This window comes from Phycisphaeraceae bacterium (assembly GCA_019636735.1).
Classification (GTDB): domain Bacteria; phylum Planctomycetota; class Phycisphaerae; order Phycisphaerales; family SM1A02; genus VGXK01.
The window spans coordinates 168,407-193,592 of record JAHBWY010000004.1 but is presented as its reverse complement, the minus strand read 5'-3'; the positions used below and the strand labels follow the sequence as shown (position 1 = coordinate 193,592).

The 25,186-nt window shown below is 64.8% G+C and carries 17 protein-coding genes; 6 read left to right on the top strand and 11 right to left on the bottom strand.

The window, feature by feature from the left end; all coding sequences use genetic code 11:
* Positions 1-164 precede the first annotated feature (164 nt).
* The 3 genes from KF724_06910 to KF724_06900 form a co-directional block, all read right to left on the bottom strand.
* Positions 165-2,537 (bottom strand): VCBS repeat-containing protein, encoded by a 2,373-nt coding sequence (locus tag KF724_06910; protein MBX3355412.1) that lies wholly within the window; start codon positions 2,535-2,537, stop codon positions 165-167.
* A gap of 86 nt (positions 2,538-2,623) precedes the next feature.
* The gene (locus tag KF724_06905) at positions 2,624-4,315 is read right to left on the bottom strand and encodes a hypothetical protein (protein ID MBX3355411.1); all 1,692 of its coding nucleotides are present in this window, start codon (positions 4,313-4,315) and stop codon (positions 2,624-2,626) included.
* A gap of 261 nt (positions 4,316-4,576) precedes the next feature.
* Complete coding sequence (locus KF724_06900) at positions 4,577-4,927, bottom strand: prepilin-type N-terminal cleavage/methylation domain-containing protein (protein ID MBX3355410.1); 351 nt, start codon at positions 4,925-4,927, stop codon at positions 4,577-4,579.
* 235 nt (positions 4,928-5,162) lie between these two features.
* Here KF724_06900 and KF724_06895 point away from each other — a divergent pair, with 235 nt between their 5' ends.
* Positions 5,163-7,388 carry a M60 family metallopeptidase gene (locus tag KF724_06895; GenBank protein ID MBX3355409.1) on the top strand — a complete coding sequence of 742 codons (2,226 nt, stop codon included), beginning with the start codon at positions 5,163-5,165 and terminating at the stop codon, positions 7,386-7,388.
* Here KF724_06895 and KF724_06890 read toward each other — a convergent pair.
* Complete coding sequence (locus KF724_06890; GenBank protein MBX3355408.1) at positions 7,342-8,163, bottom strand: hypothetical protein; 822 nt, start codon at positions 8,161-8,163, stop codon at positions 7,342-7,344. The genes KF724_06895 and KF724_06890 overlap by 47 nt on opposite strands.
* A gap of 28 nt (positions 8,164-8,191) precedes the next feature.
* Here KF724_06890 and KF724_06885 point away from each other — a divergent pair, with 28 nt between their 5' ends.
* Positions 8,192-9,223 (top strand): 2-hydroxyacid dehydrogenase, encoded by a 1,032-nt coding sequence (locus KF724_06885; GenBank protein ID MBX3355407.1) that lies wholly within the window; start codon positions 8,192-8,194, stop codon positions 9,221-9,223.
* On the opposite strand, the gene KF724_06880 is transcribed toward KF724_06885, so the two are convergent.
* Positions 9,177-9,788 (bottom strand): NAD-binding protein, encoded by a 612-nt coding sequence (locus KF724_06880; protein ID MBX3355406.1) that lies wholly within the window; start codon positions 9,786-9,788, stop codon positions 9,177-9,179. The two genes, KF724_06885 and KF724_06880, sit on opposite strands and share 47 nt — an antisense overlap.
* On the bottom strand, positions 9,709-10,929 hold the full coding sequence (locus KF724_06875) for a cation:proton antiporter (GenBank protein ID MBX3355405.1): 1,221 nt from the start codon (positions 10,927-10,929) through the stop codon (positions 9,709-9,711). The genes KF724_06880 and KF724_06875 overlap by 80 nt, the downstream gene beginning before the upstream one ends.
* 86 nt (positions 10,930-11,015) lie before the next feature.
* Here KF724_06875 and KF724_06870 point away from each other — a divergent pair, with 86 nt between their 5' ends.
* The gene (locus KF724_06870) at positions 11,016-12,158 is read left to right on the top strand and encodes an agmatinase family protein (protein ID MBX3355404.1); all 1,143 of its coding nucleotides are present in this window, start codon (positions 11,016-11,018) and stop codon (positions 12,156-12,158) included.
* Positions 12,159-12,185: 27 nt separating this feature from the next.
* Here KF724_06870 and KF724_06865 read toward each other — a convergent pair whose 3' ends face one another.
* The 4 genes from KF724_06865 to KF724_06850 form a co-directional block, all read right to left on the bottom strand.
* Positions 12,186-12,812 (bottom strand): hypothetical protein, encoded by a 627-nt coding sequence (locus KF724_06865; protein ID MBX3355403.1) that lies wholly within the window; start codon positions 12,810-12,812, stop codon positions 12,186-12,188.
* 363 nt (positions 12,813-13,175) lie between these two features.
* Entirely contained in the window at positions 13,176-15,410 is a 2,235-nt protein-coding gene (glgP, locus tag KF724_06860; protein MBX3355402.1) for an alpha-glucan family phosphorylase, read from the bottom strand.
* On the bottom strand, positions 15,407-16,996 hold the full coding sequence (locus tag KF724_06855) for a 4-alpha-glucanotransferase (protein MBX3355401.1): 1,590 nt from the start codon (positions 16,994-16,996) through the stop codon (positions 15,407-15,409). The genes glgP and KF724_06855 overlap by 4 nt, the downstream gene beginning before the upstream one ends.
* A 4-nt stretch (positions 16,997-17,000) precedes the next feature.
* Complete coding sequence (locus KF724_06850) at positions 17,001-19,496, bottom strand: alpha-glucosidase C-terminal domain-containing protein (protein ID MBX3355400.1); 2,496 nt, start codon at positions 19,494-19,496, stop codon at positions 17,001-17,003.
* Between the two features lie 133 nt (positions 19,497-19,629).
* On the opposite strand from KF724_06850, the gene KF724_06845 reads away from it, so the two are divergent.
* From KF724_06845 to ugpC, 3 genes are read left to right on the top strand one after another with little or no spacing between them, the layout of a single operon-like run.
* On the top strand, positions 19,630-22,023 hold the full coding sequence (locus KF724_06845) for an extracellular solute-binding protein (protein ID MBX3355399.1): 2,394 nt from the start codon (positions 19,630-19,632) through the stop codon (positions 22,021-22,023).
* A complete protein-coding gene (locus KF724_06840) occupies positions 22,020-22,931 on the top strand; it encodes a carbohydrate ABC transporter permease (GenBank protein MBX3355398.1) in 912 nt (303 codons plus the stop codon). The genes KF724_06845 and KF724_06840 overlap by 4 nt, the downstream gene beginning before the upstream one ends.
* Positions 22,928-24,067 (top strand): sn-glycerol-3-phosphate ABC transporter ATP-binding protein UgpC, encoded by a 1,140-nt coding sequence (gene ugpC / locus KF724_06835; protein ID MBX3355397.1) that lies wholly within the window; start codon positions 22,928-22,930, stop codon positions 24,065-24,067. Before KF724_06840 ends, ugpC begins: the two co-directional genes overlap by 4 nt.
* 36 nt (positions 24,068-24,103) lie before the next feature.
* Here ugpC and KF724_06830 read toward each other — a convergent pair whose 3' ends face one another.
* Entirely contained in the window at positions 24,104-25,168 is a 1,065-nt protein-coding gene (locus KF724_06830; protein MBX3355396.1) for a hypothetical protein, read from the bottom strand.
* Positions 25,169-25,186 lie beyond the last annotated feature (18 nt).

The following is a 25,186-nucleotide window of genomic DNA, read 5'->3' as shown; positions in this document are numbered from 1 at the left end:
CCCCTGATCCCTTGAAGGGAGTTGGCCCCGCGCGGCTGCACTGTACGGCCGAATCGGGGCTCCTGTGGACGCAGAAAGCAAGGAGGCCGCGGAACCTCTCGGTCCCGCGGCCTCCATGATCTTCGACGGCGCCACGCGCCGCGATGCACTCAGTTACAGACGCGTCACGGGCACGCGCCCCAGGCCCCGAGCACAACGGCCACATCGGCGCCATTGACCACGCCGTTGCCATCAGCATCACCCGGGAATCCGGGGGGGCCCTTCTGTCCCCATGCGCCGAGGACGATGGCAATGTCGGCGCCATTCACGGTGCCATCGCCATTGAAGTCCGCGGGGCACGGTGTGCTGCAGAGGATCTTCTCGATCTGGAAGTTGTCAATGCCCGCTTCCGTGGTCGAGTTGTTGGGCACATCCTGCACCGAGAAACGCACTCGCATCGTGGCGGTCGGCGTCATCCAGTCACTGACGCGGAAGGTGTAGTTCTTCCACGCACTTCCGGTGGTGAGGATGGCGTTGACATTGACCCAGGTCGCGCCGTCATCATTGCTCAATCCGACTTCGAGGCGATCGGCGCCAGCGGATCCTGCATTGCTGCAGAAGAACCATGCGGAGTAGGAAATGAGGGCATCCTCGCCCGCGAGATTGATCAACGGCGAAGTCAGCACCGTGGGACCGCCATCGACATCGTGCGCACCGGCGGAGGCACCGGGGGGGCCATTCTCGGTGACCCATGCCATGACGCCATCACCCGCCGTTGCGTCCTCATCGGGAGCGGCAACCTGGCCGCCGGAGATGGTGCCGTTGGGATTCGCGAGTTCCCATGCGCCGCCCGTCAGCGACGGATGATTCCACACGGTCCAGCCCACATTGCCCTGCTCGAACTCGTCGCGATAGGTGATCTCCGTACCCACGGCCGAAATCGAGGTGTAGCCGATCGCCGGGGCACTGGACGGATCGAGGAAGGTGACATTGCCGGGCGAAAGCGTCGAACTCACCCACCACTTGATCGTCTGAGTGCACTCGACCGCGGGAAGCGTCGCCTCGTAATCGCCGTTCGGAAGAAGGACGAGCGAGGAAACCTGCACCGCGCCGCCACTCACCGAGTAGTTCAGCTTCGGCGAGTTGGCCACCAATGTGCCGCCTCCGGTCGCCGTGAATCGCACGGGGAAGACCGTCGCGGCGTTCGGCGTGATAAAGCCGGGCAGTCCGCTCGGATAGCTGGTGATGATGCCGGCCGGCGGCACATTCATCCAGACACTGATGCCCGAGCATCGACCGATGACGAGATCGATCCAACCATCGTTGTTGATGTCAAAAGTCGCGACATCGTGCGTTCCGGTCAGCGACGCGGCGGGAATGCCGCAGGTGCCCTGATCCTGAAGCGTCACGCTCGGGACATTGCCGAGATTGCGATAGAAGTGAAGCCGGCGCGAGCACCCTCCGATGTCGACATCGACATCGGCAATCAGCACATCGTTGAAGCCGTCGTTGTTCAGATCGACGATTCGCACATTGTTGCCGAAGCCATCGTCGCCACCTGAGAGGAATGAGAAGGTCTTGCTCTGGAAGGTCGCCGAGCCGCTCGCGTTGTTCCCAAGGTTGAGCAGGTAGCGGTCCGAGCCATCGTCGCCAATGACGATGTCGATCTTGCCGTCATTGTTCAGATCGCCCGCCGCCATGCCGTAGTGGGCACCTGAACTCGGGACTTCATGCTTGTTGAAGAAGCCCTGGTTGGCGGGATTGTTGTAGTTCACCTTGAACGGGCCGTTCTCCGACTTGACGACATCGTTCACGCCGTTGCCGTTGAGATCGACGATCGCGCCCTGCGTGCCGAAGCCCGAATTGATCATCTGGTTCGTCATGCGAACGAGCGTCTCGTCGGTGAAGAAGCCGTTGCCGTCGTTGATGAGCAGGCGATCGCCCTGAGCGCTCAGATAGTTGACGATGTAGATGTCCGGCCGGCCGTTACCCGTGACATCACCCACGGCCACGCCGCAGCCATTGGGTGCCTCGGGCATGGTGGGAATTCGGGCCTGCTCGTATCTGAATCCGAGCCAGTTGCCCTGCGCGTCATTACCGAGATTGCGGTAGATGCGCGGGTGCGAGATGGTCTTCGGGAGGTTCTGGTTGAGCGCTGGGCAGGTGACGATGTCGAGCCAGCCGTCGCCATCGAAGTCGGCGATCGCGACATCACGATCATTGGTGATATCGAGGAAGCCCTGGCCGCCATCATCAGCATTGGTTGCATACTCGACGGTGCGGTCGACCAGCACCCCACCCTCGTTCATGAAAAGGACATTCCGCTTGCCGTTGGGGTTGGTGAAGGGCTGCTTGCGCACCACCACCAGATCGATGAAGCCATTCTTGTTGAAGTCGGCGTAGGCGAAGTCCTTCTCCTCGGGATCACTGACCCCGAGCCCCGGCGCCGCGACCAGCCGCGTGGAGGTCTCGTTCACAAAGGTCGCCCAGTCCGCGGTGGCCAGCGCGGTGAAGGCCGTCGCCACGCTTGCCACTGCAATCCATCTCATCATCTGCATTCGAATCTCCTTGCCTGTCCGGCCATGGGCCGGTGTATGTGAAGTCGTCCACGCGGACGCTTGCCGTCGGACCCATCAGTTGGCCATCAGGGGCACGCGCCCCAGTGGCCCAGGACCACGGCAATATCCGCGCCGTTGGTCGTTCCGTCTCCATTGAGATCGGCCGCAGGGGTTCCCCATGCGCCGAGCACGATTGCGAGATCGGCGCCATTCACGGCGCCGTTGCCGTCGAGATCACCAACGCACACCCGGCCGCAACCATCGGGAATGCCGTCGCCGTCAAGATCGGGCGCTCCAAGAAGAATCGCCTCCAAGTCGCTGATCCCGTCGCCATTGCAATCGCCATTGGGGTCCTCGTAGACCGCCAGCAGCAGTGCGAAGTCGGCGAGTGTGATCGATCCATCCTGGTCGATGTCATGGATCGCGCAGGCATCGTCCGGTGTGACACCGCTCTGGCCGAAGCACGCTTGGAAACTCAGGAAGTCGGCGTAGCGGATCGAACCATCGCCATCGGCATCGAACTCGAGCCGGCCGAGCGAGTCGAGGAACGCCACCACCTTGGCGCGATCGACGACAGAAAGGGCGAAGAACGCCTGAGCGCTCGGACGGGCTTCGCTCGCAATGACATTGTGCCACCAGATGGCACCTTGCGGTCCGGCGATGCGCTCCTCGAAGGTGCCGCCCGCCGCGCGCCCGTCGTGGAGCATGGGATCGCGCGTTCGGAGATTCCACAGGGTCGGCGTTCGCATCTCGAGCTCCTGCGCTTCGCCGTCGATCATGCCGTCGCCGAGGAGCCCCATGTTGTGGAGCAGGAAGTCGGAGTAGGGTCGGATCGTCTTGCCACGCAGCGCCGCTTCAATCGCAGGATCGTTGGCGGTCGTCCATTCGGCGATGTGGCACTTCGCGCAGCCGATGGCGTGGAAGATTGCTTCCCCGGCCATGCCTGACTTCGGCGTCTGCGGCGGCGGACCGAGGAAGCGCTGGAAGTCAGTCACGCGGTCGATGAACTCGAAGCCTTCCGCATCAGCGATGTCCTCGATATCCGGGATCTGGTCGCAGTTGGCCAGACGATCGAGGTCGCCATTCGGCGCGTTCTCGTGGGGAAAGAAGCGGTTCGTGATGCCGATCTCATTCAGCGCCGCATCGGCGGAGAAGGTCAGGACCGTCGCCACCTGCGCCTTCCATCCGAAACGACCGGCTCGCAGTGTGCCCCGCGCCTCGACCGGCTCGACCCAGTGGACGCGCCCGGAAATGCCGTCGGCGTTGGAATCGAAGGGATCGGCATTGGCCAGAATGTCCGCATCTGGAATCGCTTCAATCAAGCCGAACGCAAGCGAGGAGTTGGTCACTCGCTTGGCGATCACATTGGCGATCGGGGGGATGATCTCCTCGCAGTCGGGATCGATCGATCCCACCTGATGAACGGGGCCGCCGAGCCAGGCCAGATCGTCAAAGGACTTCTTCTCCTCGAGCGCAAACCGGGTGACGGTGATCTGCCCCCAGCCGCCGATCGGATTCGTGTGGCACTCGGCGCAGCCGACCTTGTTGAAGATCGGGCCGAGCCCCTCGGCCACGGTGAAGTTGTGCTGGTATCGCTGACGGCCCTTGAAGAAGCGATCGAGTTCATCGGGGGTCAGTCCCGCAATTGGCGCTCCCGCCTTGGGCTGCGGCACGATGTCGCCTGCGGCGGCGGCCGAGAGAGCCCACGAACTGCCCAGCGGCAGAAGACATGCGATCAGCAGGCGCGAGCGCGCTGGGCGATGACGGCGGTGGTGCATCAGGATCCTCCGACTTCGAATGACGCGACGACCGCAATCGAAGATTGCCACCGAGCCGACCGCGCACCTCCCACGCCACTGGACAGACTAACTGCGCTTCCGGACCTCGCCAAGAACGAAGATCGGGCCAATTCGAAAGTTCTTGAGAAGTGACTCGTGACGCGGCGTCCGCACCCCTCGTTTGACCGGCGTCGCAATCGGCACCGGGTTCCGAAGCTGCGGGCCGCGACCAGCCCCATAAGGGACCGCAGCCCCCACTGGTTATGGACTCGGGACAAGCCGACCTGAGACGATGCTCCACCCCTTGGACGAGTCAACCTGATTCACCAGGTCATCGTCGGTGCAGTAGTTCACGCTCACGAGCTTGGCCAGATCCGCCGCAGCGACAGGTCCGTCCGAAAGGGGAATGGCACTGTCGGGATGGAACTGGTTGTAGCGCACCATCAGCGTGTAGAGCTGACTTCCCCGGGCCTTCGCTGCTTCCTCCTTCGACTCAGTCATGGCCGAGAGCACGCGAGGAATGACCAGCGCCGCCAGCACCGAGATGATGAAGACGACAATCAGGATCTCGATGATCGTGAACGCGCGACCGCGAGATCGAGCGGGCTGCAATGGCCGCCTCCGAGCATGCAAGCCTCGGGCGGAGACGATAATGGACGGGCGGAGAGCCATGGCGTGAGGGCGCACCTTGCCGTAGAGAAGTGTGCCTATTGATCTTCGATCCGATTGCCCCTCCGCTTTGCCCCGCTTCGAGAAGTTGTCGGCCAGTGAGGCCGCAGTGACCCTGACACCTGTGCGGGGCGTGCTACCGTTTCCGTAGATGATGACTGGACCACACCCACTGGCCTTGGGCGCGACCCTGCTCGCCGCCCTGATGACTGCAGCGGGAGGACTTTCCAAGCCGGCCCGCGCGGAACCTCCACCGGTGCAGGTGCTCATCGCCTCTGAAGTTCTCGATGGCGTGCCGGCACTCGCAACGGCTGGTGTCCCAGGCCCCCTCGCCGTGCTCGGAGCTGATGCCCGAGTGCTGGTGGCGGGTCGGCACGACGCCCGCAGTGTCCTGCCCGTGGCTGCCGCTGCCCGGTGGGACAAGGGCCGCGTGATTGCGTTGGGGCACGGGGGCATGATCGGTGGTGAGGCGCTCAGACACACCGGCACCTCGCGCTTCGTCATCAACGCCGTGACCTGGCTTGGCGGAGGCGAAGCCACTCGCATCGGTGTTCTTCGCAATGACGCCATGCTCACGCTCCTTCGCGGCGCGGGCTTCAAGGCCGAAGCGCTGCGCGGCCGATGGCCCGACGCTCTCCGCGACTTCGACGCCGTGGTCATCGACGCTCACTCCATCGGTGATGGCGAGCGCGAGGCCGTGGCGCGATTCATCCGAGATGGTGGAGGCCTTTTGACCGCAGGCCTCGGATGGGGCTGGCTCCAGCTCAATCCCGGTCGCACGATTCATGAACACCCGGGCAATCGGCTGCTGCTCGACGCAGGTCTCGCCTGGTGCGATGGAACGCTTGAACCCACCGAGCCCGGCGCCTTCACCGTGACGATGCTGCCAAACTCAACCCACGCGGAACAGGCGCTCGACGCACTCGAAGGCGCGATCTCCTCTCACCCAGGCGCGAGCGCACCACCCGCCTTGGATCCGCAGGTGGGAAGCACTCTCCTCGCCGCACTTCGCGTGCTGCCCAGGGACCATCCGCTCATGCGGCAAGCGATGGAGATTCTCGAATCACCCGCTGCGGTGGCGATCGCCGCGCAGGGACCATCTCAGGAGAAGCCGCTTCGCGCGCGGCAGGCCCTTGAGCGCACGCTGCTCGCGCTTCGACTTGAGAGGGACCGACACCGGACGCCGGAAGAAGTCACGGTCCATCCTGCCGCATCCGCGTTTCCCGGCGAGGTGCCGGAGAGCGCCCCGAGGGTCGAGCGCCGCGTCGAAATCGATCTCGCGAAAGGCGGCTGGCAGAGCACAGGGCTCTATGCGCCACCCGGCGAAGTCATCACGGTCGTGCCCGAGGAAGAGGATCACTCGGCTGAGGGGCTCCTTCTTCGCATCGGCTGTCACACCGATCAGCTCTGGCACCTTGAGCGCTGGCAGCGCGTTCCGGAGATCGTCACCATCGTTCCCGGTGCAGCCGACGGCATTCATGCCGCGAGCGCCTTCGGTGGTCTCATCTATCTCGAGGTCACTTCGCGTCGACCGGGTTCGCTCGCGCTCCTGGTGAGCGGCGCCATTGAGGCCCCCCGCTTCATCCTCGGTTCGACAACGCCCGATGAGTGGGCGAGCGCCAGACACGCGCCTGCGCCCTGGGGGGAACTCGAGTCATCGAAGGTGATCGTCTCGGTGCCAAGTGCGGTCCTTCGAGAGCTCGACGATCCCACCGGGGTCATGGAGTTCTGGAACAGGATCAGCGACGCCCACGCGACACTAGCCACGATTCCGCTCGATCCTCCCTTCCCCCACCGATTCGTTGCCGACCTCCAGATCAGCGCGGGCTACATGCACAGCGGCTATCCGATCATGACGCATCTCGACGCCGCCATCGACATGGTGTCGCTCGATCGCTTGCAGAGAGGCTCATGGGGCCTTCTTCATGAACTCGGACACAACCACCAGGAAGGTGCCTGGACCTTCGACGGCACCGTGGAGGTCACGGTCAATCTCTTCACGCTCTACGCGATCGACTCGATCTGCTCGCCCGAGCCTGGAAGCCGTGGACACCCCGCGGTCGATCGGCCGCCTTCGGTGAAGGAGCATCTTGCCAAGGGCGCCCCCTTCGAAGAATGGAAGAACGATCCCTTCCTCGCGCTCCAGATGTACCTGCAACTTCAGGAGGCCTTCGGGTGGGAGACCTTCAAGAGGGTCTTTGCCGAGTATCGAGCGCTACCGGCTTCGGAGCGTCCTCGGAGCGACGATGAGAAGCGTGACCAGTGGATGGTCCGCTTCAGCCGAGCGAGCAGTGTCAACCTCGGGCCGTTCTTCGAAGCGTGGGGAGTGCCGACTTCCGATGCGGCCCGTCGCTCGATCAGCGATCTGCCTCGGTGGATGCCTGACTCCTGGCCAGAAGGCTGAACGACGCGCTGGCGGTCTCTCGTCGCCAAGCGAGGGCGACTTCCACCGTGCGCTCGCCCACACGCGGGAGCACGCGGCGCGAGCGAGCGAGAACCCCGCGCATGTGGGGAATGAGAGAGGGCCGCCGCGCGAGATCGGCGAGCGCCCGCCAGGTCCGTGTGCGACCGTCGGGGGCGATCCACCGAAGGACTTCCTCGGGAAGTACCTCGTGGGGAGCGTCGCTCACCCCCCGCACCACCGCCCAGGGAAGCGCGTGGCGCCGACAGGTCGCGGCGAAGGCGTGTGACTCCATGTCCACCACGGCGGCACCGCTGGCACGAGCCAGATGCGCCTTGGCCTCCGGTGTGCTGATCACGCGATCGACCGCGATCAGCGTGACGCCCGACGGATCCATCCCCATGCCATCGTCCCAGCAGCCACCGTGCTCATCGATGACGCGGGCGATGGGAGGCACATCGTCCACTTCGCGGAGCGCACCGCAGGCGCCAGCAAGAATGATGAGCGGGTGATGAGTCGACAGTTGAAGCCGCGCGTCGATCGCCTCGTCAGCGCCTTCTCGTTGGTGCGCGTGTGCCGTGGTCGGGTGCTCGGCCCGGCTGGCGCGGGCCACCCGTTCGACGGCGCCGGTAATGGCCTCGCGACCGATGCCGCATCGAATCACCTCCACCCCCTCGACATGGACCCGTCGCAGGGACCGCGACACCGCGGAGCGCTCGATCTCCATGGGGCAGATCACGACGGCCACCGGCAGGGAGCGGTTCTCGCGCATACTCACGGCGCGATGAGCGTAGTCTGTCGACTCCATGAACATCGCGCTCTTCTCATGTCGTCGCTATGAGGAGCCATTCCTGCAGGCCGCCAACGAGCAGGCGAGGCATCGCCTGCATCTTCATCCCGAGCGCCTGGTGGCTCGCACCGCGGCGCTCGCCTCGGGCTGTGAAGCGGTCTCGATCTTCGTCGGCGACGACGCCTCCGCCCCGGTGCTGGAACGCCTGCATGCTGGCGGCACGAAACTCATTCTGCTGCGCTCCGCGGGCTTCAATCATGTTGACCTCACGGAGGCGGGGCGCCTCGGTCTTACCGTTCTTCGCGTGCCCGCCTATTCACCGCACTCGGTGGCGGAGCACACGGTCGGCCTGATGCTGACTCTGAATCGCAAGTTCCACCGCGCCTTCAACCGGGTCCGTGAGCAGAACTTCGAAATCGACGGCCTGATGGGCTACGACATGCATGGCCGGACCGTCGGTGTCATCGGCACGGGTCGCATCGGCGAAGTGGTCTGCCGGATCCTTCGCGGCTTCGGCTGCAAGGTGATCGCCTTCGATGTGCAAGTGAACGAGACCTGCCGCGCCATGGGGGTCGACTTCGTCCCGCTCGAAGTGCTCTACGCACAGAGTGACATCGTGACCATCCACTGCCCGCTCACGCCAGCGACGCACCATCTGGTCAATGAGCGCGCCCTCGCCGGGATGAGGCGCGGCGTCACGCTGATCAACACCAGTCGCGGGGCCATCATCGACACGCGAGCGCTCATCACCGCGCTCAAGGAGGGTCGCATCGGTTCCGTCGGTCTCGATGTCTACGAGGAAGAAGGCGATCTCTTCTTCAAGGACCTCTCGCAGGCGGTCATTCAGGACGATGTCTTTGTCCGGTTGATGACCTTCCCGAATGTGCTCATCACCGCCCACCAGGGGTTCTTCACGCGCGAGGCCTGTACCGCCATCGCCGAGATCACGCTCAGGAACGCCACGGACTTCGAGCGAGGCACGATCGCTCCGGATCACCGGGTCACGGCGGCGCTGATGGCGCCTGCACCGTCGATGACACCTTCGTGAGGCCATGCATGACCGAGGCGAGGCGCTCCACGGCCTGATCCGCCGCATCCTTGTAGGGCAGGAGGATCATCCCGGCGCCAAGAGCCGACAAGGTCTCGGCATCCGTACGAGAGTGCGCCGTCACCGCGATATCGCCGCGATATCCATGCTCGCGCAGGTGCTTCACGAACATCCGATTGGCCTGAAGATCGGGCATGGTGCCGATGACCCATTGCACACCTCGCAGGGGCAGGCGAAGGGGCAACTCCGGATCTTCCGCGTCGCCATAGTGGGCTTCGATCCCGCGCTTCCGCGCCGCGCAAATGACCTGCGGGTCGAAGTCAACCACGGCTACGCGAAATCCCAGCGCACGAAGCCCCGCGGAGATGTGAGTTCCGAATCGACCCATGCCGATCACGATCGCATCGAAGACACCCGCTTCCGGTTCATCGCCTTCACGATGCGGAACGGCTCTTTCGAAGAGGCCAAGCCACGGCGCGAGGCGGTCATGGAGCGGATGGGAGTAGAGAATGAGATAGGTCGACAGGCCGATGGTGATAAGACCGACGAGCGTGACCAATCCCATGGTCTCCGAAGAGATGCCCGAGCGACACCCCCAGCGCACAGAGGATCAGTGAGAAGTCGCTGATCTGGGCGACGGTGAGTCCGGCGAGATAGCCCGTTCGTCGCCGATAGCCCATCACGCCCATGATGACCATCACGATCAGGGGATTCCCGATGAGGACGAAGAGCGAGAGAATGAGCGCGGCGATCACCTGCGCCCCGAGTTGGCTCAGGTCCAACGACGCGCCGAGACCGAGGAAGAAGAAGAGCAGCAGGAAGTCGCGCAGACTCGTGAGACGCACGCCGATCGCGTCCCGATAGTGAGTCGACGCGAGCGAGATGCCGGCGAGGAACGCTCCCACTTCGCGGCGGAAACCGAGCCACTCGCCGACGGCGGCCATGCCGACGGCCCACGCGATCGCGAAGATGAGAAGCAATTCCTGCGAGCGTGCAACAAGGCGCACCAGCCGCGGCAGGACCCACTTCATCAGCACCGCCACGCCGAGCAGGAGATCGAGTCCCTTGCCGACGATGATCACGGCACTCCACCAGAGCGTGCTGGCCAGCGGTTCATCGCCAGCCTCGCGCACCGGACCGATCACCGAGAGCGCAATCATCGCGAGAATGACCACCAGGTCCTGCACGATCAGGTAGCCGACGGCGATCCGACCGTGGAGCGCATCAATCTCCCGCTTGTCGGAGAGGAGCTTCACGATGATGATCGTGCTGGAGAACGACAGCGCCACCGCGACATAGATGCTGGTGACGACACTCAGGCCGAGCGCGTCGCAGATCGCGGAACCGACGATGGAGGTGAAGGCGACCTGCCCGAGCCCGGTCGCGAGCGCCACCGGCCCCATGCTTCGAATCACCTCGACATCGAGCTTCAGCCCCACGAGAAAGAGGAGGACGGCAACGCCGATCGAGGCGAGCCACTCGACCTCGCCCTCGGAGTGCACGAGTTCGAGCCCCGACGGTCCGACCAAGATCCCCACCGCAATCAAGGCGACGATGAGCGGCTGCCGAAGCACCGTCGCCGCCATCCCCACGACGGCCGCCAGAAGCATGACCAGCGCCATCGTCTGAGAGATGCCCGCGCCGTCGTGCATCGACTGTGAGGATTGAACGAAGTCGCCGCGCCACGCGGCTTGTTGCCGGGTCATCAACGGCGGCGTGCGAATGCACCGAGTCGGCGCCGAGTGTCCGACCGAGTGCTGCGTCGATCGGAGCCAGCGTCTACATTGAGTGCATGCCCCGCACGACAACCCGTCGCTCCCCCGCCGCTCCGCGGCGCTCACGCCGCGCCGCTGCACCCGGGACACCTGTCGCGCCGCATCTTCCGCCCTCCTTCGATCCCGACGCTGCGGCCACGGGCGACGGCCTCTTCGGTCTGCCGTTCCACCATCAGGATGCTGCGGTTGTCGTGATTCCCGTGCCCTTCGACGCCACCACCAGCTACCGACCGGGCACTGCATCGGGTCCTCGCGCCGTGCTGGAAGCCAGTCGCCAGGTTGATCTCCAGGATGGCCAGTACGGCGCGATCTGGCGAGGTGGCCCGGCGTTGCTGCCCTTCCCGAGCGAGATTGCCGCGCTCTCCAAGGAGACGCGCCGACGAGCTGAGCCGATCATCCGTGCCGGCGGTGCCGACCCGCGGAATCGCCATCACGCGAAGGCGCTCGATGCGGTGAATCGTGCAAGCGCACGCGTCAACACCTTCGTGCGTTCACACGCGAAGCGCATTCTCGAACGAGGAGCCATCCCTGCGCTTCTCGGAGGTGATCACTCGACACCGTTCGGACTCATCGAGGAACTCGCGCATCGCCAGCCCGGTCTCGGCATCCTCCAGATCGATGCTCATGCCGATCTGCGCGAGTCCTTCGAAGGGTTCACATGGTCCCATGCGAGCATCTTCCACAATGTCATGAGCCGCCTGCCGCAGGTGGCCAAACTGGTGCAGGTGGGCATCCGCGATTTTGGAGTTCGCGAGATGGAGAGCGTGAACCGCTCGCGAGGGCGAATTTGCTGCTTTCGCGATCAGGAGCTGCGCGATCGGCAGTTCGCTGGCGGACCTCGCGGAACATGGCGCTCACTCTGTCGCGAGATGATCGACATGCTCCCGCAAGAGGTCTACATCTCCTTCGACATCGATGGCCTCACGCCCGACCTCTGTCCCGGGACCGGCACGCCCGTTCCCGGCGGACTTTCGTTCGCCGAGGTAAGCACCCTGCTCTTCATGCTCGCCACAAGCGGACGCCGCGTGCTGGGATTCGACCTCTGTGAGGTCGCGCCAGCACGCGGCGACGGCGAATGGAACGCGAATGTCGGCGCTCGTGTCCTCTACAAGCTGCTTGGATGCACGCTTGCGAGTCGAGGCCTCATCCGCATTGGATGAGTTGGTCCGCAGTCCGCGCGACTGAACTCAACCGCGACGACGACGGCGGAGCACGCCAGCGAGGCCGAGAAGAGCCATGGACGCCGGAGCGGGAATGACATTGGTGAACTTGACCTGGAAGGCCAGGGCCGAGTTGGTGGGGGGATTGCCCGTCCAGTCGAACTGCACCAATCCTCCGAGGGAGAAGGCGCCGAGAGGCGACCCACCGTTGGTGATCTGGAGGTAGTTCACATCACCGTTACCCGTTGAGAAGAGATTCCCGGGGTTCAGGTTGCCATCGACTCCGCTGAAGGCGAGTTCACTCAGCAGCAGCGAAGAGTCGTTGCCCGAACGGGTTCGGATGAAGATGTCGGTGAAGTCTCCGGCCACCTGGTTCCAGGAGATCGAGGTGTCGGCAAGATTGAAGGTCACCGTGTTGACGCCATCCCAGTTGAAGCTCCAGGCGTACGCAGACCCATTGCCCCAGACAAACTGACCTTCGGCCTTCGTTCCGCCCACACCACCCTGCTGCCAGATGGCGCGCTCCCATGTGCCCGACAGGGCGTTGTTGCCGATTCGACCTTCGGCGACGGCGCGCTCAAGCGAACCGTTGTTGGTCAGCGCATTGAACCCGGCATCACCCCCGCCGAAGTAGCTCCAGCTCACACTGGCCATGGCGGAGCTGCTCAACAGACCAGCCCCGAACACGGCGGCCACGATTCCAGAAACACGAACGCTCATTGCATCTTCTCCCGTTGAATCAAGGCCTTGTTTGCCTTGTCATGCGTGGCTCAGACGGCGGGACCGAACACAGGACCCGAACTGAAAGCACCGACAGGAGCCACCATCCCCGGAGGAATGACCAAGCAACCTACACGACTCACTCGCGAACGCGAACGCCATCGTCGGCGGAACACACGAATCTGAACACTCCAGTGGGTCCTCGCGGGCTCGGCAGGTCCGAGAGTTCATCGGACCGAACCGATAAGCGTTCATCGACTGGTTCGGTCGACCGAGCCGGGTCAACCAGCCTTGCCGTCACGACGACGGCGCTGCGAGGAACGCGGGCAGGTAGGCCTTCTCCAGATACTCCGCAACCATGCGGTGCGTGTTGAAGCGACCACAGATCGAGGCGGCCGAGTGGAGCGCACGGTCCATCCACTTCTCAGGGACTCCTCCCGCGGAGCGATCGAAGAACTCGGGGACCACTTGATGCTCGAGAAGCTCATAGAGCGATCGCGCGTCCGCCTCATCCTGGCGTTGCATTGACTCCGGATCGGCGGCCGCCTCCTGATCGTTGCCGATGGTCCATCCATTCCGGCCATCGGCGGCCTCGGGCCACCAACCATCGGCGATCGAGAGATTGATGCCGCCATGGGCTGCCACCTTCATGCCGCTGGTGCCGCTCGCCTCATGAGGGCGGCGCGGGGTGTTGAGCCAGACATCAGCGCCGCTCACGAGCACGCGGGCGAGGCCCATGTCGTACTCCTCGACCAGCGCGACCCGGCCGCGGAAGCGCGGGTCAACGCTCATCGCATGAATGCGCCGCGCGAAGAGCTGGCCATCGCGATCCTGCGGGTGCGCCTTGCCCGCGAAGATGATCTGCACGGGACGCGAGGCATCGCCGAGGATGCGTGCGAGCCGATCGGGATCGCTGAAGATGAGCGGCGCCCGCTTGTAGGTCGCGAAACGGCGGGCAAAGCAGATGGTCAAGGCGTCCTCGCGCAGGACTTCGCTCGCTTGAAGGATCTCGAGCGGCGAGGCCCCCTGGCGCACGGCACGGCGAGCGAGGCGGCTCCGCACTTCGCGCACCAGCCGCTGCCGGAGGTGATGTCGCAGCGCCCAGAGTCGAGCCGGATCAGCTCGATTGGCACTCGCCCATGGATCGCGGTCAAGGTTCGGGCGATCAAGCTCGATGCCCGCCTCCTCTCGCCAGAAGTCGCGCACCAGCGGATCGGTCCATGTCGCCAGATGCACGCCGTTCGTGATGTGACCAATGGGCACCTGGGCCGGATCGCTTCGCTCGTACAGGTGCTTCCACATAGCGCGCGACACGCGGCCATGCAGTGCGGCCACGCCATTGCAATGCTCAGCGAGCCGCAGCGCCAGCGCCGTCATGCAGAAGGGCTCATCGGCTCCGGGGCGCTCGCGACCCAGCGTGAGCAGCACCTTCGGCGACATGCCCGACGCTCGCAGCGTTCCTCGAAGGGCACGGATGACGGATCGAGCGTCATAGCGATCATGGCCCGCAGGCACCGGAGTGTGGGTGGTGAAGACGCTGGTGCGCCGCACCTGGAGGAGCGCTTCTTCGAGCTTCACTCCGGTGGCGACGAGCTGCGCCGCGCGCGCGATCGTCGCGAACGCCGCGTGACCTTCATTCAGATGCAGCACACTGACCGGCTCGCGCAGCGCGTCAAGCGCCAGCACGCCACCGACACCGAGAAGAACCTGCTGGCGCAGTCGAAGCTCAGGTTCGCCGCGATAGAGACCGCGCGTGAGGTGGCGATCCTCCTTCGCATTGCCGCGAAGATCGGTATCGAGCAGGTAGAGCTTCGTGCGTCCAAGGCGCAACCACCAGACACGGACCCTGACTTGGCGTCGCCCGACGGGGCACTCGATGGTGATGCCCGTCGAGCGCAACGGAAGAAGCGAGCAATCAACGCGAGGGTAGAGCACACGCGTCGAACCATCGTCGCGCAGCTCCTGCCGGTAGTAGCCCTCGGCGTAGAGTAGTCCGACGCCGATCACCGGCACGCCGAGATCCGCCGCACTGCGGAGGTGATCGCCCGCGAGAATGCCGAGACCGCCCGCGTACTGCGGCATCGACTCGTGCAATCCGAACTCTGAACAGAAGTACGCCACTCGCAGGCGGGACGACTCGGGGTGGCTGGCCCTGAACCAGGTCGACTCCTGTCGACCCTGGCGTCGATCGGAGCGCGCTTCGTCCAAGGCGCGGGCGAACTCGGGCTCGGCCAGGCGCTCCGCAAGCATGGTGGGATCAAGCGAGTCGAGAACGCCCAGCGGATTCTGGTGGTGACTCGACCAGGCGAAGGGGTCGAGCATCTGGAAGGGTCTCCGCATCGCGGGACTCCACGCCCAGCGGACATCGCGCGCCAGGCGCCGCAACTCCGCAGAAGCGCGGCGAATGCCTCGCGACGAAGCCGGTCGAGGTTCGGCCACGGCGGTCTCGGCGCTCTTGACCGGAGCATCGTTCGCCCCCGCAGGCTTCGCCCCCCCCGCCACTGGATGTTCCGCCGAACCCTCGCCCTTCATGACTTCTTCTCCTTCTTCACTCGCTCCATCACTTCATTCACGCGGCGCCATGCCGTCGTGTCGAAATTCGAGATCCACTCCGACGAGAGGCGCCAGCACCACTGTCCCTTCGCCCTGCCGGGAAGGTTCATTCTCGCGAACGAGCCGAGCCCAAGCAGGTCCTGCATCGGGATGACCGCCAGGCGCGCTGGTGAACCCAGCGCCAGCCGAACGAGCGCCGCCGCCGCATCGGACGGCGAGGCGTCAGGCGAGAAACCCGCGTAGGCAGCGCAGCGCTCCTTCGTGGATTGTGGCGCGCTCCGCCACCACCCCGCCGTCGTGTCATTGTCGTGAGTGCCCGGGTAGACGACGGAGTTCTCCGGATGACGGTGAGGTCGGTCGGGCGACGGCCCGTCACCAAACGCATGCTGAAGAATTCGCATGCCGGGAAGTGAGAATCCATCCCTCAAGGCGTGCACCGCCGGCGTCACCGAGCCGAGATCCTCGGCGATGAACGGGAGCGCGCCGAGGTCACGCTGGATCGCGGCGAGGAGCGCCGTCCCCGGCGCGGGGCGCCAGTGCCCATGCTCCGCAGTGCGATTCCGCGAGGGGACCTCATAGGCGCGGACGAAACCGATGAAGTGATCGATCCGCACCAGGTCGAAGCGCTCCATCGTGGCCCGGACCCTGGAGCGCCACCACGCAAAGTCATCGCGCGCGTGAGCGGACCAACGATAGTGCGGGTGACCCCAGCGTTGGCCCGTTGGTGCGAAGCCATCGGGCGGAACGCCGGTGACCACCGTTGGCGCACCGCGGGAGTCGAGGCGGAAGAGATCGGGTCGTGCCGCCACATCGGCGCTGTCGGGCGCGACGAAAATCGGCAGGTCACCGATCAATCGCACTCCGAGGGCACGCGCCTCGCGCTGCAACGAGCGCCACTGTCGCTCGAAGCAAAACTGGATGAATGCCGCCTCGCCCGGCGACTCAGCACCCGCCTCGATGAAGGCACACCACTCGACAAGCCATGGCGAGCGCTCCATGAAGCTCCGGTAGTCGCGGCTTCTCGCGCCGCCACCCGACAGGAAGCGCTCATACGCGATCGCGAACATGCTGCGCTTGAAGCGCCGCACCTTCGCCCATGCCACGCGAGCGGAGAGGTGCTCGACCGTCGATCGCTTCCGATCACGCGCCGAGCGCCGCGGCGCTGCATCAAGGTGCGCTGCGCCTCGGGCTCGAGCGAGCTCGGCGCGGGAGAGCCAGCCTTCCGAAACCAGCCCATCGAGATTGACCAGCAGCGGCTCACCGGCGAAGCTCGACCTCGCGCTGTAGGGCGATTCACCGGGACCCACCGGACCGATCGGCAGCATCTGCCACGCTCGAAACCCCGCGGCGTGAATCAGGCGAAGAGCCCGGTGCGCCGCATCGCCGAGATCACCGATTCCATCGGGTCCATCAAGGGACGACGGGTGCAGCAGCACTCCAGCGGAGCGCTCGGCGAGAAGCAGCGGCGACACCGGCGCGGTGTGAGGCCGTGTCGAACTCAACGCACGGCTGCGCCGTGGTGCGCTTGGACGCGCGGAACGCTGGAGCGTGCGTCGTCGAGCCATGCGCTCACTTGGGCCGCGCCCAGACACGACCGGCCACCGGGGGAATCTCGGTGCGTGGCCAATCGGGATCACCCTCCGGACCCTCGGCCTCACCGAAGACCGGCTTCCACCGCTCGCCGAACTCCGACGGCAGCGTGATCACCGCCGCGCGTTCGCCCGCATTGAACGCCACCAGCACCTGCTCGCGCTCATCCTCGCGGAGGAAGACCCAGACATCCTGCGCGTCGTCGGTCAGAATCGTGCGGAACGAGCCGCGTCGCAGCGCCGAGTGATCGTGGCGAAGCCGCGTGGCGGCGCGGTAGAAGGCGAGCATCTCCTTGTCGACGAAGTTCTCCTCGGGCTCCTCGTAGGGCTCGAGATCCTTCCAGAGCATCGGCTTGCGGTTCACCGGATCGCTTGCCCCCCACATGCCCACCTCGGCGCCGTAGTAGATCATCGGCGCTCCTTCGTGGGTCATCTGCATGAGGGCGAGCAGCCGCTGCCGACGGTAATGCTCGGGATCGGGGCGCCCCGAGTCGTAGGGATGCCCCTCCTGCTCCCGGTTTCGCTCGTTGTAGGGGCGGTCCGGGTTCTTGATCATGCTTGCAATGCGATCGGTGTCGTGGCTGTCGAGCAGGTTCTGCATGACCGGGATCGAAGCCGCCGGATAGACCAGTCGCAGCTCGGCGAAGCGCCTGTCAACTTCGCTCGCCGTCAGCTTCTGCTCGCGATTGGCGACCCATGCGATCGCGGGCTTCGCAAACTCGTAGTTCATGACGGCGTCGAAGGCCTGCGAACCGAGGTACTCCTCGGCACGAGTCCAGATCTCGCCGGAAACATAGGCATTGGGATTGATGCTCTTGACCAGTTCGCGCCACTGCGTCCAGAAGACGATCGGAACTTCATTGGGAACATCAAGCCGCCAGCCATCGATGCCGTCGGATGGATCACCATCACCGTTGGGGTCCATCCACCGACGCGTCACCGCGAAGATGTGCTCGCGCAGTGAATCGGAGGCAATGCCATTGGTCTCATCCTTGCGGAAGACGGGGAGTGACTTGAAGCCCCACCATCCCTCATAGTCGAAGGGCTCCCAACTGGTGATCTCGTACCAGTCGGCGAAGCGGCTCTCCTTTCCCTTCGCACGCACATCACGGAAGGCGGGATGCTCGGTGCCGGTGTGATTGAAGACCCCGTCGATGATGACCTTGAATCCCATTGACTTCGCCACACGGATGAAGTCGAGGAACTTCCGGTCGCTCTCCGTCCATGTCCAAGTCGAAGGATCAAGCAGATCCTCGGCCGCCTCGGCCGCCTTGTAATCCCCGCGCGTGCCGAAGTGCTCGTCGATGTGGAGGAAGTTCGTGGCGTTGTACTTGTGCGGGCCCGGCGCTTGGAACATCGGCATCAGGTAGAGGGCGTTGACGCCAAGGTCGCGCAGGTAGGGCAACTTCTCCTTCAAACCCGCGATGTCGCCTCCGTACAGCCGGTCGAAGACGAAGTACTGCCAGAAGGTCTGGCCATCTCGACCCTCCCAGGGGCTTGTCGAGTACCAGTCGCTGCGCCAGGGACGAACGGGATCGGGATCATTCGAGGGATCGCCATTACGAAAGCGATCGACCATGACCTGATACCAGATGGCGTCACGCGCCCAGTCGGGAGTGGTGAACATTGAGGAAGGTCGTGCGTCGGGCTCATGGATTCGAGGATGGCGCACACGCTGTCCGCCATCGGCAAAGACGAAGGTGTAGGGCTGGCTGGCGAGCGCGGCGGGAACATCGGCCTCCCACCATTCAAAGGCCCCGGTCCGCACGAATGGCGTCATTGAGATCGGCTCGGCGCCCTTGACCACCAGTTCCACGGACTCGACATCGCCGGCGAGCGTGCGCACTCGAAGCCGTGCCCCGCCATCGGCGCGAAGATCGCGGTCGCGGCGAACGCGCGGGTCGTGCCCGAGCGCCGCCGCCTCGATGCGGCCATCACCGCGCCGCGCCGTTGATGGATCGACATTCGCGGTGGCACCGAGCCGAAGCCGGGAGTTCCGCCCGCCATGGCCATCGTGATCGTGATCGGGATTGCGCGGATCGTGCATCCACCGCGAGCCGTTGGCAACGAACTTGTACCAGTGGTCACCGTCGGGAAGATCCAGCGTGACGCTCCAGACACTTGGACGAGCGCCCGCGTTCCACATGCGGCGCATCGGAGTCCTTCCGGCGTTCCAAGCGTTGAAACTCCCGGCGATCGTCATCGTCTCGACCGGCTCTCGCGATTCCACCGTGAAAGTGACGGCCCACTTCGAAGGATCATCCTTGGAACGCACCGCGGTCACCGAAGGCGGCAGGCGACCGGGACGCTCCGCGACATCGGCAGAGATCTCCGCGACCGGCAGATCGGGGGGGAAGTCGTTTCCTTGAGCATGAACGGCGGGTGCAAGGAAGGCCGTGATCACCAAGCCGAGGCAAGCCAGCGCGCCGCCGCGCAGGGCCGGAAGGTTCATCCAGTTCCGCATCGTCGACACCAAGGTTCACCTCCTCTCACAGGGACACGAGCACTACACTCTCCGCACTCATGCGCGAACACAGTCGCGGGCAGGCAGAGTGGCGAATGGTACCGGGCTGCGGAGTTCGTCGGGGCGTGGAGTCACCGCGTTGGTCATGAGCGCCCTTCGCATCGGCCGTGCCTTTCTCGTGGGCGTTGCGGCGCTGGCCGTGGTGGGCGCCTTTGCATGGAAGGGTTGGAGGCTGATCGAGTCGCGTTGGCTCGATGCATCCGGCGCCCGAGTGGAACTGGTCGTGCTTCACTGGTCGGGAGAGGGAGGCCCCGAGGAGAACGCCATCGTCGAGCGTTCGCTGCGCGACTTCGAAGCGGCGCACCCGGGGGTACGCGTGCGACGGATCAATCCGGGAGACGCCGGCAGCTTCGCGACCAAGCTTCAGACGATGCTCGCGTCGGGCGATCCGCCCGATGTCTTCTATGTGCCCTTCGAGAAGGTGCCGCACTGGAGTTCGATCGGACTGCTGAAACCTCTTGATGCGCTCGTGGCGGGTGATGAGGCTTCAGGAGTCGACGGCGCCGTCACGCTCGATGCCTTCTTTCCCGCGGTGGTTGATGCCTTCCGCTTCGACGGCGAACGAGCGGGGCGAGGTGCGCTCTACGGAGTCCCCAAGGACTTCACCACCGTCGGCTTCTACTACAACAAGGATCTCTTCCGACGCGCTGGCGTTCCCCTTCCACACGATGAGTGGACCTGGGAGGACTTCATCGACGCGGCGAGGCGCATCGGTCAGATCGAGGACGCCCGGGGCCGCCCCTGTATCGGAAGCGAGTTCGTCACATGGCCTGCCATGGTGCGCGCGTACCTTCGCAGCGAGGGCCTTGATGTCCGCGGCGAGAGCTTCGACGATCTCCGCACCAGCGACCCGCAGGTGCAGGCTGTCCTCGATCGACTGCGGAGTTGGCGTCACGATGAGGAGCGCACCCTCACGAGCGGAACGAGCCGCCTGACTGCTGGCGCCGCAGGGTTCGTCGATGGTCGTCTCGGCATGACGGGGCCCTTCGGTCGCTGGGTGGTGCCTGAGTACCGGCGCATCCGCGACTTTGAATGGGACTTTGCACCACTGCCCCGTGGAGTCGGCAAGCCTCCTTCGAACATCGTGCTCACCGTCGCGTGGGGCATCTCCTCGCAGACGCGTCACACTGAGAAGGCGTGGGCGCTGGTGCGCTGGCTCACCAGCCCGCGCATTCAAGCGGAGCAATCGAAGCTCGGCCTCGCCATTCCAGCCATCATGTCGGTCGCGGAGAGTGACGCCTTCATTGATCCGACGGCGGCGCCCGCCAATGATCGCGCGTTCGTGAGCGCGGCGCGTTTCGCCGAGCCGCTCGACTGGCCTGCGGATCCAAAGTTCGACTCGCTGCTTGGCAATCGCTTCGACGCGGCGCTCAAGGATGGAACCATGCCGGTGGCCGCCGCCGCGGCGGACTTCGAGCGCCTCTGGGCCATGGAGCTTGCCTCTCCGGTCTCCGCCCTGGCGACGCTCGAGGCGCCGAAGATGCCGTGGCGGGCGCTCATGGTGGTGGCGCTTCTCGGCGTGGCGCTGGTGGTGACGGCTGCGGTGTTCCTCCTGCGCGGTGGTTCGCTCACCGCAGGAGCTCGGCGCGAGGAGCGCGCGGGCTTCCTGCTTGCGGCACCATGGATTGTCGGATTCGTCGTCTTCATGCTCGGGCCGGTGGTGATGTCGCTGCTCCTTTCACTCACTCGATGGAGCGGGATTTCAACGATCGACGAGGCGCGCTGGGTGGCGCTGGGCAACTATGCGCAACTGCTCCAGGATGAGCGGCTGGCAACGAGCGTGCGCGTCACACTGATCTATGTGCTTCTGGCCGTGCCGGTCGGACAGGTGCTGGCGCTGGCGGCCGCCTTCCTGATGAGCCGTTCGCTGCGCGGTGTTCCCTTCTTTCGTGCCGCGTGGTACTTGCCGAGTGTGCTTGCGGGTGTCGGCGTGGCCGTCCTCTGGCGTTGGATCTTCGACACGGAGCATGGACTCCTCAATCGCGGTCTTGAACCGCTGCTCGGCCTGATTGGAGTTCGGGCGCCGGACTGGTTCGGACAGGATGCCGGCTGGCTGGGGGCGCCGGCATTTGCCCTCATGAGCTTCTGGATGCTCGGCGCGAGCATGATGATCTATGTCGCGGGCATTCAGAATGTCCCTGAAGAGCTGCACGAGGCTGCGGAGATTGACGGCGTTCCGCCGCTGCGCCGGACCCTGACGGTGACCTTGCCGATGCTGGGTCCAGTGATCCTCTTCAACACGCTGATGTCGCTCATCGGGTCCTTCCAGGTCTTCACACAGGCGTTCGTGATGACTGGCGGCGAGCCCCGCGATCTCACGCGCTTCTATGTGCTCTACCTCTACAACCAGGGGTTTGAGTACTTCGAGATGGGGTACGCCTCGGCGCTGGCGTGGGTGTTGCTCGTCGTGGTGCTGATCATCACCGCGGTTCTGCTGCGCACCAGTCGAAGCTTCGTTCACACCGAGGTGCGGACATGAGCGCACCTGCCGCCGAAGTCACTCGTCGCGCAGTAGCCGGACGAAGGTCCTCACCGGCATCGGTCTTGGTGCTCTATGCGCTGCTGGCGGCGGGCACCCTGCTCATGGCAGCGCCGCTGCTCTGGATGGTGCTCATCTCACTGCATGATGAAGCGGGTGCCATGCGCGCCACGGCCACCAGCGAGCTGTCGGCCCTCATCCCCGAGCGACCTCGCTTTGAGAACTATCCCGATGGGCTGCGACGACTCGGCATGGGCTCTTGGACGGGCTTTCTCGATCCACTCGCCAACACGGTCGTCGTGACGGCGCTCGTCACCGCGGGCACAGTCCTCAGTTCGAGCCTCGTCGCCTTTGCGATGGCCCGCGTGCGCTTCCGTGGTCGCGAAGGGCTCTTTCTGCTGATGCTGGCCACGCTGATGCTGCCGGCGCAGGTGACGATCATTCCGCTCTTTCTTCTCTTCCGATGGCTCGGCTGGGTGGACACGCTGCTGCCGCTCGTCGTTCCCGCCTTCTTCGGCAGCGCCTTCTTCATCTTCCTCTATCGCCAATTCATCGTGCAGATTCCCGAGGCGCTCTTTGAAGCGGCTCGTCTCGACGGCCTCGGCTGGATCGGGCTCTGGTGGAAGGTCGTGCTGCCGCTCTGCCGACCGGTGACGGCCATCTGCATCGTCTTCACCTTCATCTACACCTGGAACGACTTCCTCGGTCCGCTCGTGTACCTTCACCGCCCCGAGGAGATGACCCTGAGCGTGGCGCTGAACAGCTTCCGAAACCAGTATGGCGGAGTGAATCGCCTCAACCTGCTCATGGCGGCGAGCCTCGCGACCATGCTGCCCTGCATCCTTCTCTTCATCGCCGCGCAACGACAGTTCATCAAGGGTCTCGGCGCAGGAGCCGTCAAGGGATGAGCACGCTGTCACTCGAGCGCCTGACCAAGATCTACCCCGGCCCTGTTCGTGCCGTGGACGCAGCGTCCCTCGAGATCGCCGATGGCGAGTTCGTGGTTCTTGTCGGTCCGAGCGGCTGCGGCAAGAGCACGCTGCTGCGCATGGTTGCCGGTCTTGAGGAGATCAGTGACGGCGAGCTCTCGATCGACGGCCGTCGCGTCACCCAACTGCCGGCGCGCGACCGTGATGTCGCGATGGTCTTTCAGAGTTACGCGCTCTATCCCTTCATGGATGTGCGGCGTAACTTGGGGTTCGGACTGATGCATCGGCGTCGGCACCGGGGTGTGCGCCCGCTGCTCTCCGCCGAGGGTCGTCGGGCGCGACGCAGCGAACTCGATGAGATCGACCGCCGCGTCCTGCACTCCGCGGAAATGCTCGGCCTCGAGGCCCTCCTCGATCGCAAGCCCGGCCAGCTCTCCGGCGGCCAGCGTCAGCGCGTGGCCCTCGGCCGTGCGCTGGTCCGCGAGCCGAAGGTCTTCCTCTTCGACGAGCCGCTTTCCAACCTCGACGCGAAACTGCGCCACGAGATGCGCAGCGAGCTTCGACTGCTTCACCGGAGACTCCGCGCCACCATGCTCTATGTCACCCATGACCAGGAGGAAGCGATGAGCCTCGGCGATCGCATCGTGGTCATGCGTGATGGACGCATTCAACAGGTGGGTGCGCCGATTGAGGTCTATCGCCACCCGGTGAATCGATTCGTCGCATCGTTCGTCGGAGCGCCCTCGATGAACTTCACCGAGGGAACGCTGTCGCGCCGCGGCGACCAGCTCCACTTCGAGAAGGGCGGCCGCGATGTCGCGGTGCCACTGTCGCGCGTGAGACAAATCGACGGCGGAGCGGCGGTTCCCGCTCTACTCGGCGTGCGCCCGGAACACCTTCGCCTTGGCCCTCGAGCCGGGGGAGTCGCGGCGCGCGTCGATTCCGTTGAAGTGCTTGGTGATCGCGCCGAGGTCCGTGTCGAAGGCCCCTTCGGCCGATGGACGCTCCGCGTCGATGCGGACCGAGCGCCGCGCGAAGGCGCTGAGATGGACATCGCCCTCGACGCCGATGCGGTTCACTTCTTCCGCACCGACGCCGAGGGCGATCGAATCTAGATCAGGCTGTCGAAGACCGCGGAGCGCGGTCCCGCATCACTCGGGGCAGGGTCCCCACGCGCCGAGGATGATGGCGATGTCCGCGCCGTTCACGACGCCGTCATTGTTCAGGTCCGCAGCGCAGCCGTCACACGGCCCCCAGGAACCCAGCACGATGGCAATGTCAGCGCCGCTGACCGAGCCGTCGCCACTGAGATCGGCGGGGCAGGGATTGGGCTCCTCGCCGCCATTGATCACGAAGTACTGGTTGCCGGCGATCTGCGAGAGATCGATGTTCCGCGGATCGATGTAGTTGCAATCTTCTGGCCCGCAGGAGAGGTTCGGAAGACCGCCCACTCCGCCGAGGAACTGGTTCGACACATAGTCATGGCCCTGGCCGTTGATGAACGCGCAGACCTTGATGGGGCCATCGGTCCAACCGAGGAGGGCCAGCGGGATGCGAACCTCGAGCCCGGTCGTCACGCTGCCGCCGACACCAGCGCCGCCATTGCCGCCCTCGACGCCACGCGTGTTGGAGTTGTTGATTGAGACATCGATGCCAAGCGCCGAGAAGATCGTCTCACCGTCGCCGCAGGTGCCGAGGTACGCGCCCTGGCCGCCCCCCTCGGGAAGGACCTGCGCCGCATTGGCGAAGAGCGCGAATTGATCATCCACATTGCCGCAGGTGGCGCTGAACCAGAACGACGCCTCAAAGCCCTCGTCGAACTTCAGACCGGGCTGGTCGTCGTTGAGAAAGCCCATTCGGTTCAGGCCATCGAAGTCGACATCGGGATTGTCACCGCGGAGTTGATTCTGACCACCGACGCCTGCGTCGATGAAGACTTCAAGCTTGTTGAAGTTGCTCTCGAGGTTGCCCGCGAAAAGGAGGTAGAGGTATCCGCCATCCACATCAAGGAAGGCGTAGGCCGAATCGAGTTCTGAGCCGTTGCACCAGCCGGTCAAGCCGAGGTCGGCGTTGCCGAAGCCGGTGAGGGTGTTCTGAATCGCCACGGGGGGGCCGTACTTCGAATCTGCGGTCCCATCGATCACGATGAAGGAGTCGGCCATGGCCATGCCTGCGCTGGCCGCGACGAGGGCTGAACCTACGAACCACTTTCGCATCTGTCTCTCCTGGAGAAA

Bases quoted from the DNA above. Each gene is read 5' to 3' on its own strand.
- KF724_06865 (MBX3355403.1), bottom strand. From the start codon at position 12,812: ATGGCCAGTGTGAGCTGGAGCTACTTCGGCGGGGGTGATGCCGGGTTC.
- KF724_06910 (MBX3355412.1), bottom strand. From the start codon at position 2,537: ATGCAGATGATGAGATGGATTGCAGTGGCAAGCGTGGCGACGGCCTTC.
- KF724_06875 (MBX3355405.1), bottom strand. From the start codon at position 10,929: ATGACCCGGCAACAAGCCGCGTGGCGCGGCGACTTCGTTCAATCCTCA.
- KF724_06885 (MBX3355407.1), top strand. From the start codon at position 8,192: ATGAACATCGCGCTCTTCTCATGTCGTCGCTATGAGGAGCCATTCCTG.
- KF724_06845 (MBX3355399.1), top strand. From the start codon at position 19,630: ATGAGCGCCCTTCGCATCGGCCGTGCCTTTCTCGTGGGCGTTGCGGCG.
- KF724_06905 (MBX3355411.1), bottom strand. From the start codon at position 4,315: ATGCACCACCGCCGTCATCGCCCAGCGCGCTCGCGCCTGCTGATCGCA.
- KF724_06880 (MBX3355406.1), bottom strand. From the start codon at position 9,788: ATGGGATTGGTCACGCTCGTCGGTCTTATCACCATCGGCCTGTCGACC.
- KF724_06830 (MBX3355396.1), bottom strand. From the start codon at position 25,168: ATGCGAAAGTGGTTCGTAGGTTCAGCCCTCGTCGCGGCCAGCGCAGGC.
- KF724_06855 (MBX3355401.1), bottom strand. From the start codon at position 16,996: ATGGCTCGACGACGCACGCTCCAGCGTTCCGCGCGTCCAAGCGCACCA.
- KF724_06870 (MBX3355404.1), top strand. From the start codon at position 11,016: ATGCCCCGCACGACAACCCGTCGCTCCCCCGCCGCTCCGCGGCGCTCA.
- glgP (MBX3355402.1), bottom strand. From the start codon at position 15,410: ATGAAGGGCGAGGGTTCGGCGGAACATCCAGTGGCGGGGGGGGCGAAG.
- KF724_06840 (MBX3355398.1), top strand. From the start codon at position 22,020: ATGAGCGCACCTGCCGCCGAAGTCACTCGTCGCGCAGTAGCCGGACGA.
- ugpC (MBX3355397.1), top strand. From the start codon at position 22,928: ATGAGCACGCTGTCACTCGAGCGCCTGACCAAGATCTACCCCGGCCCT.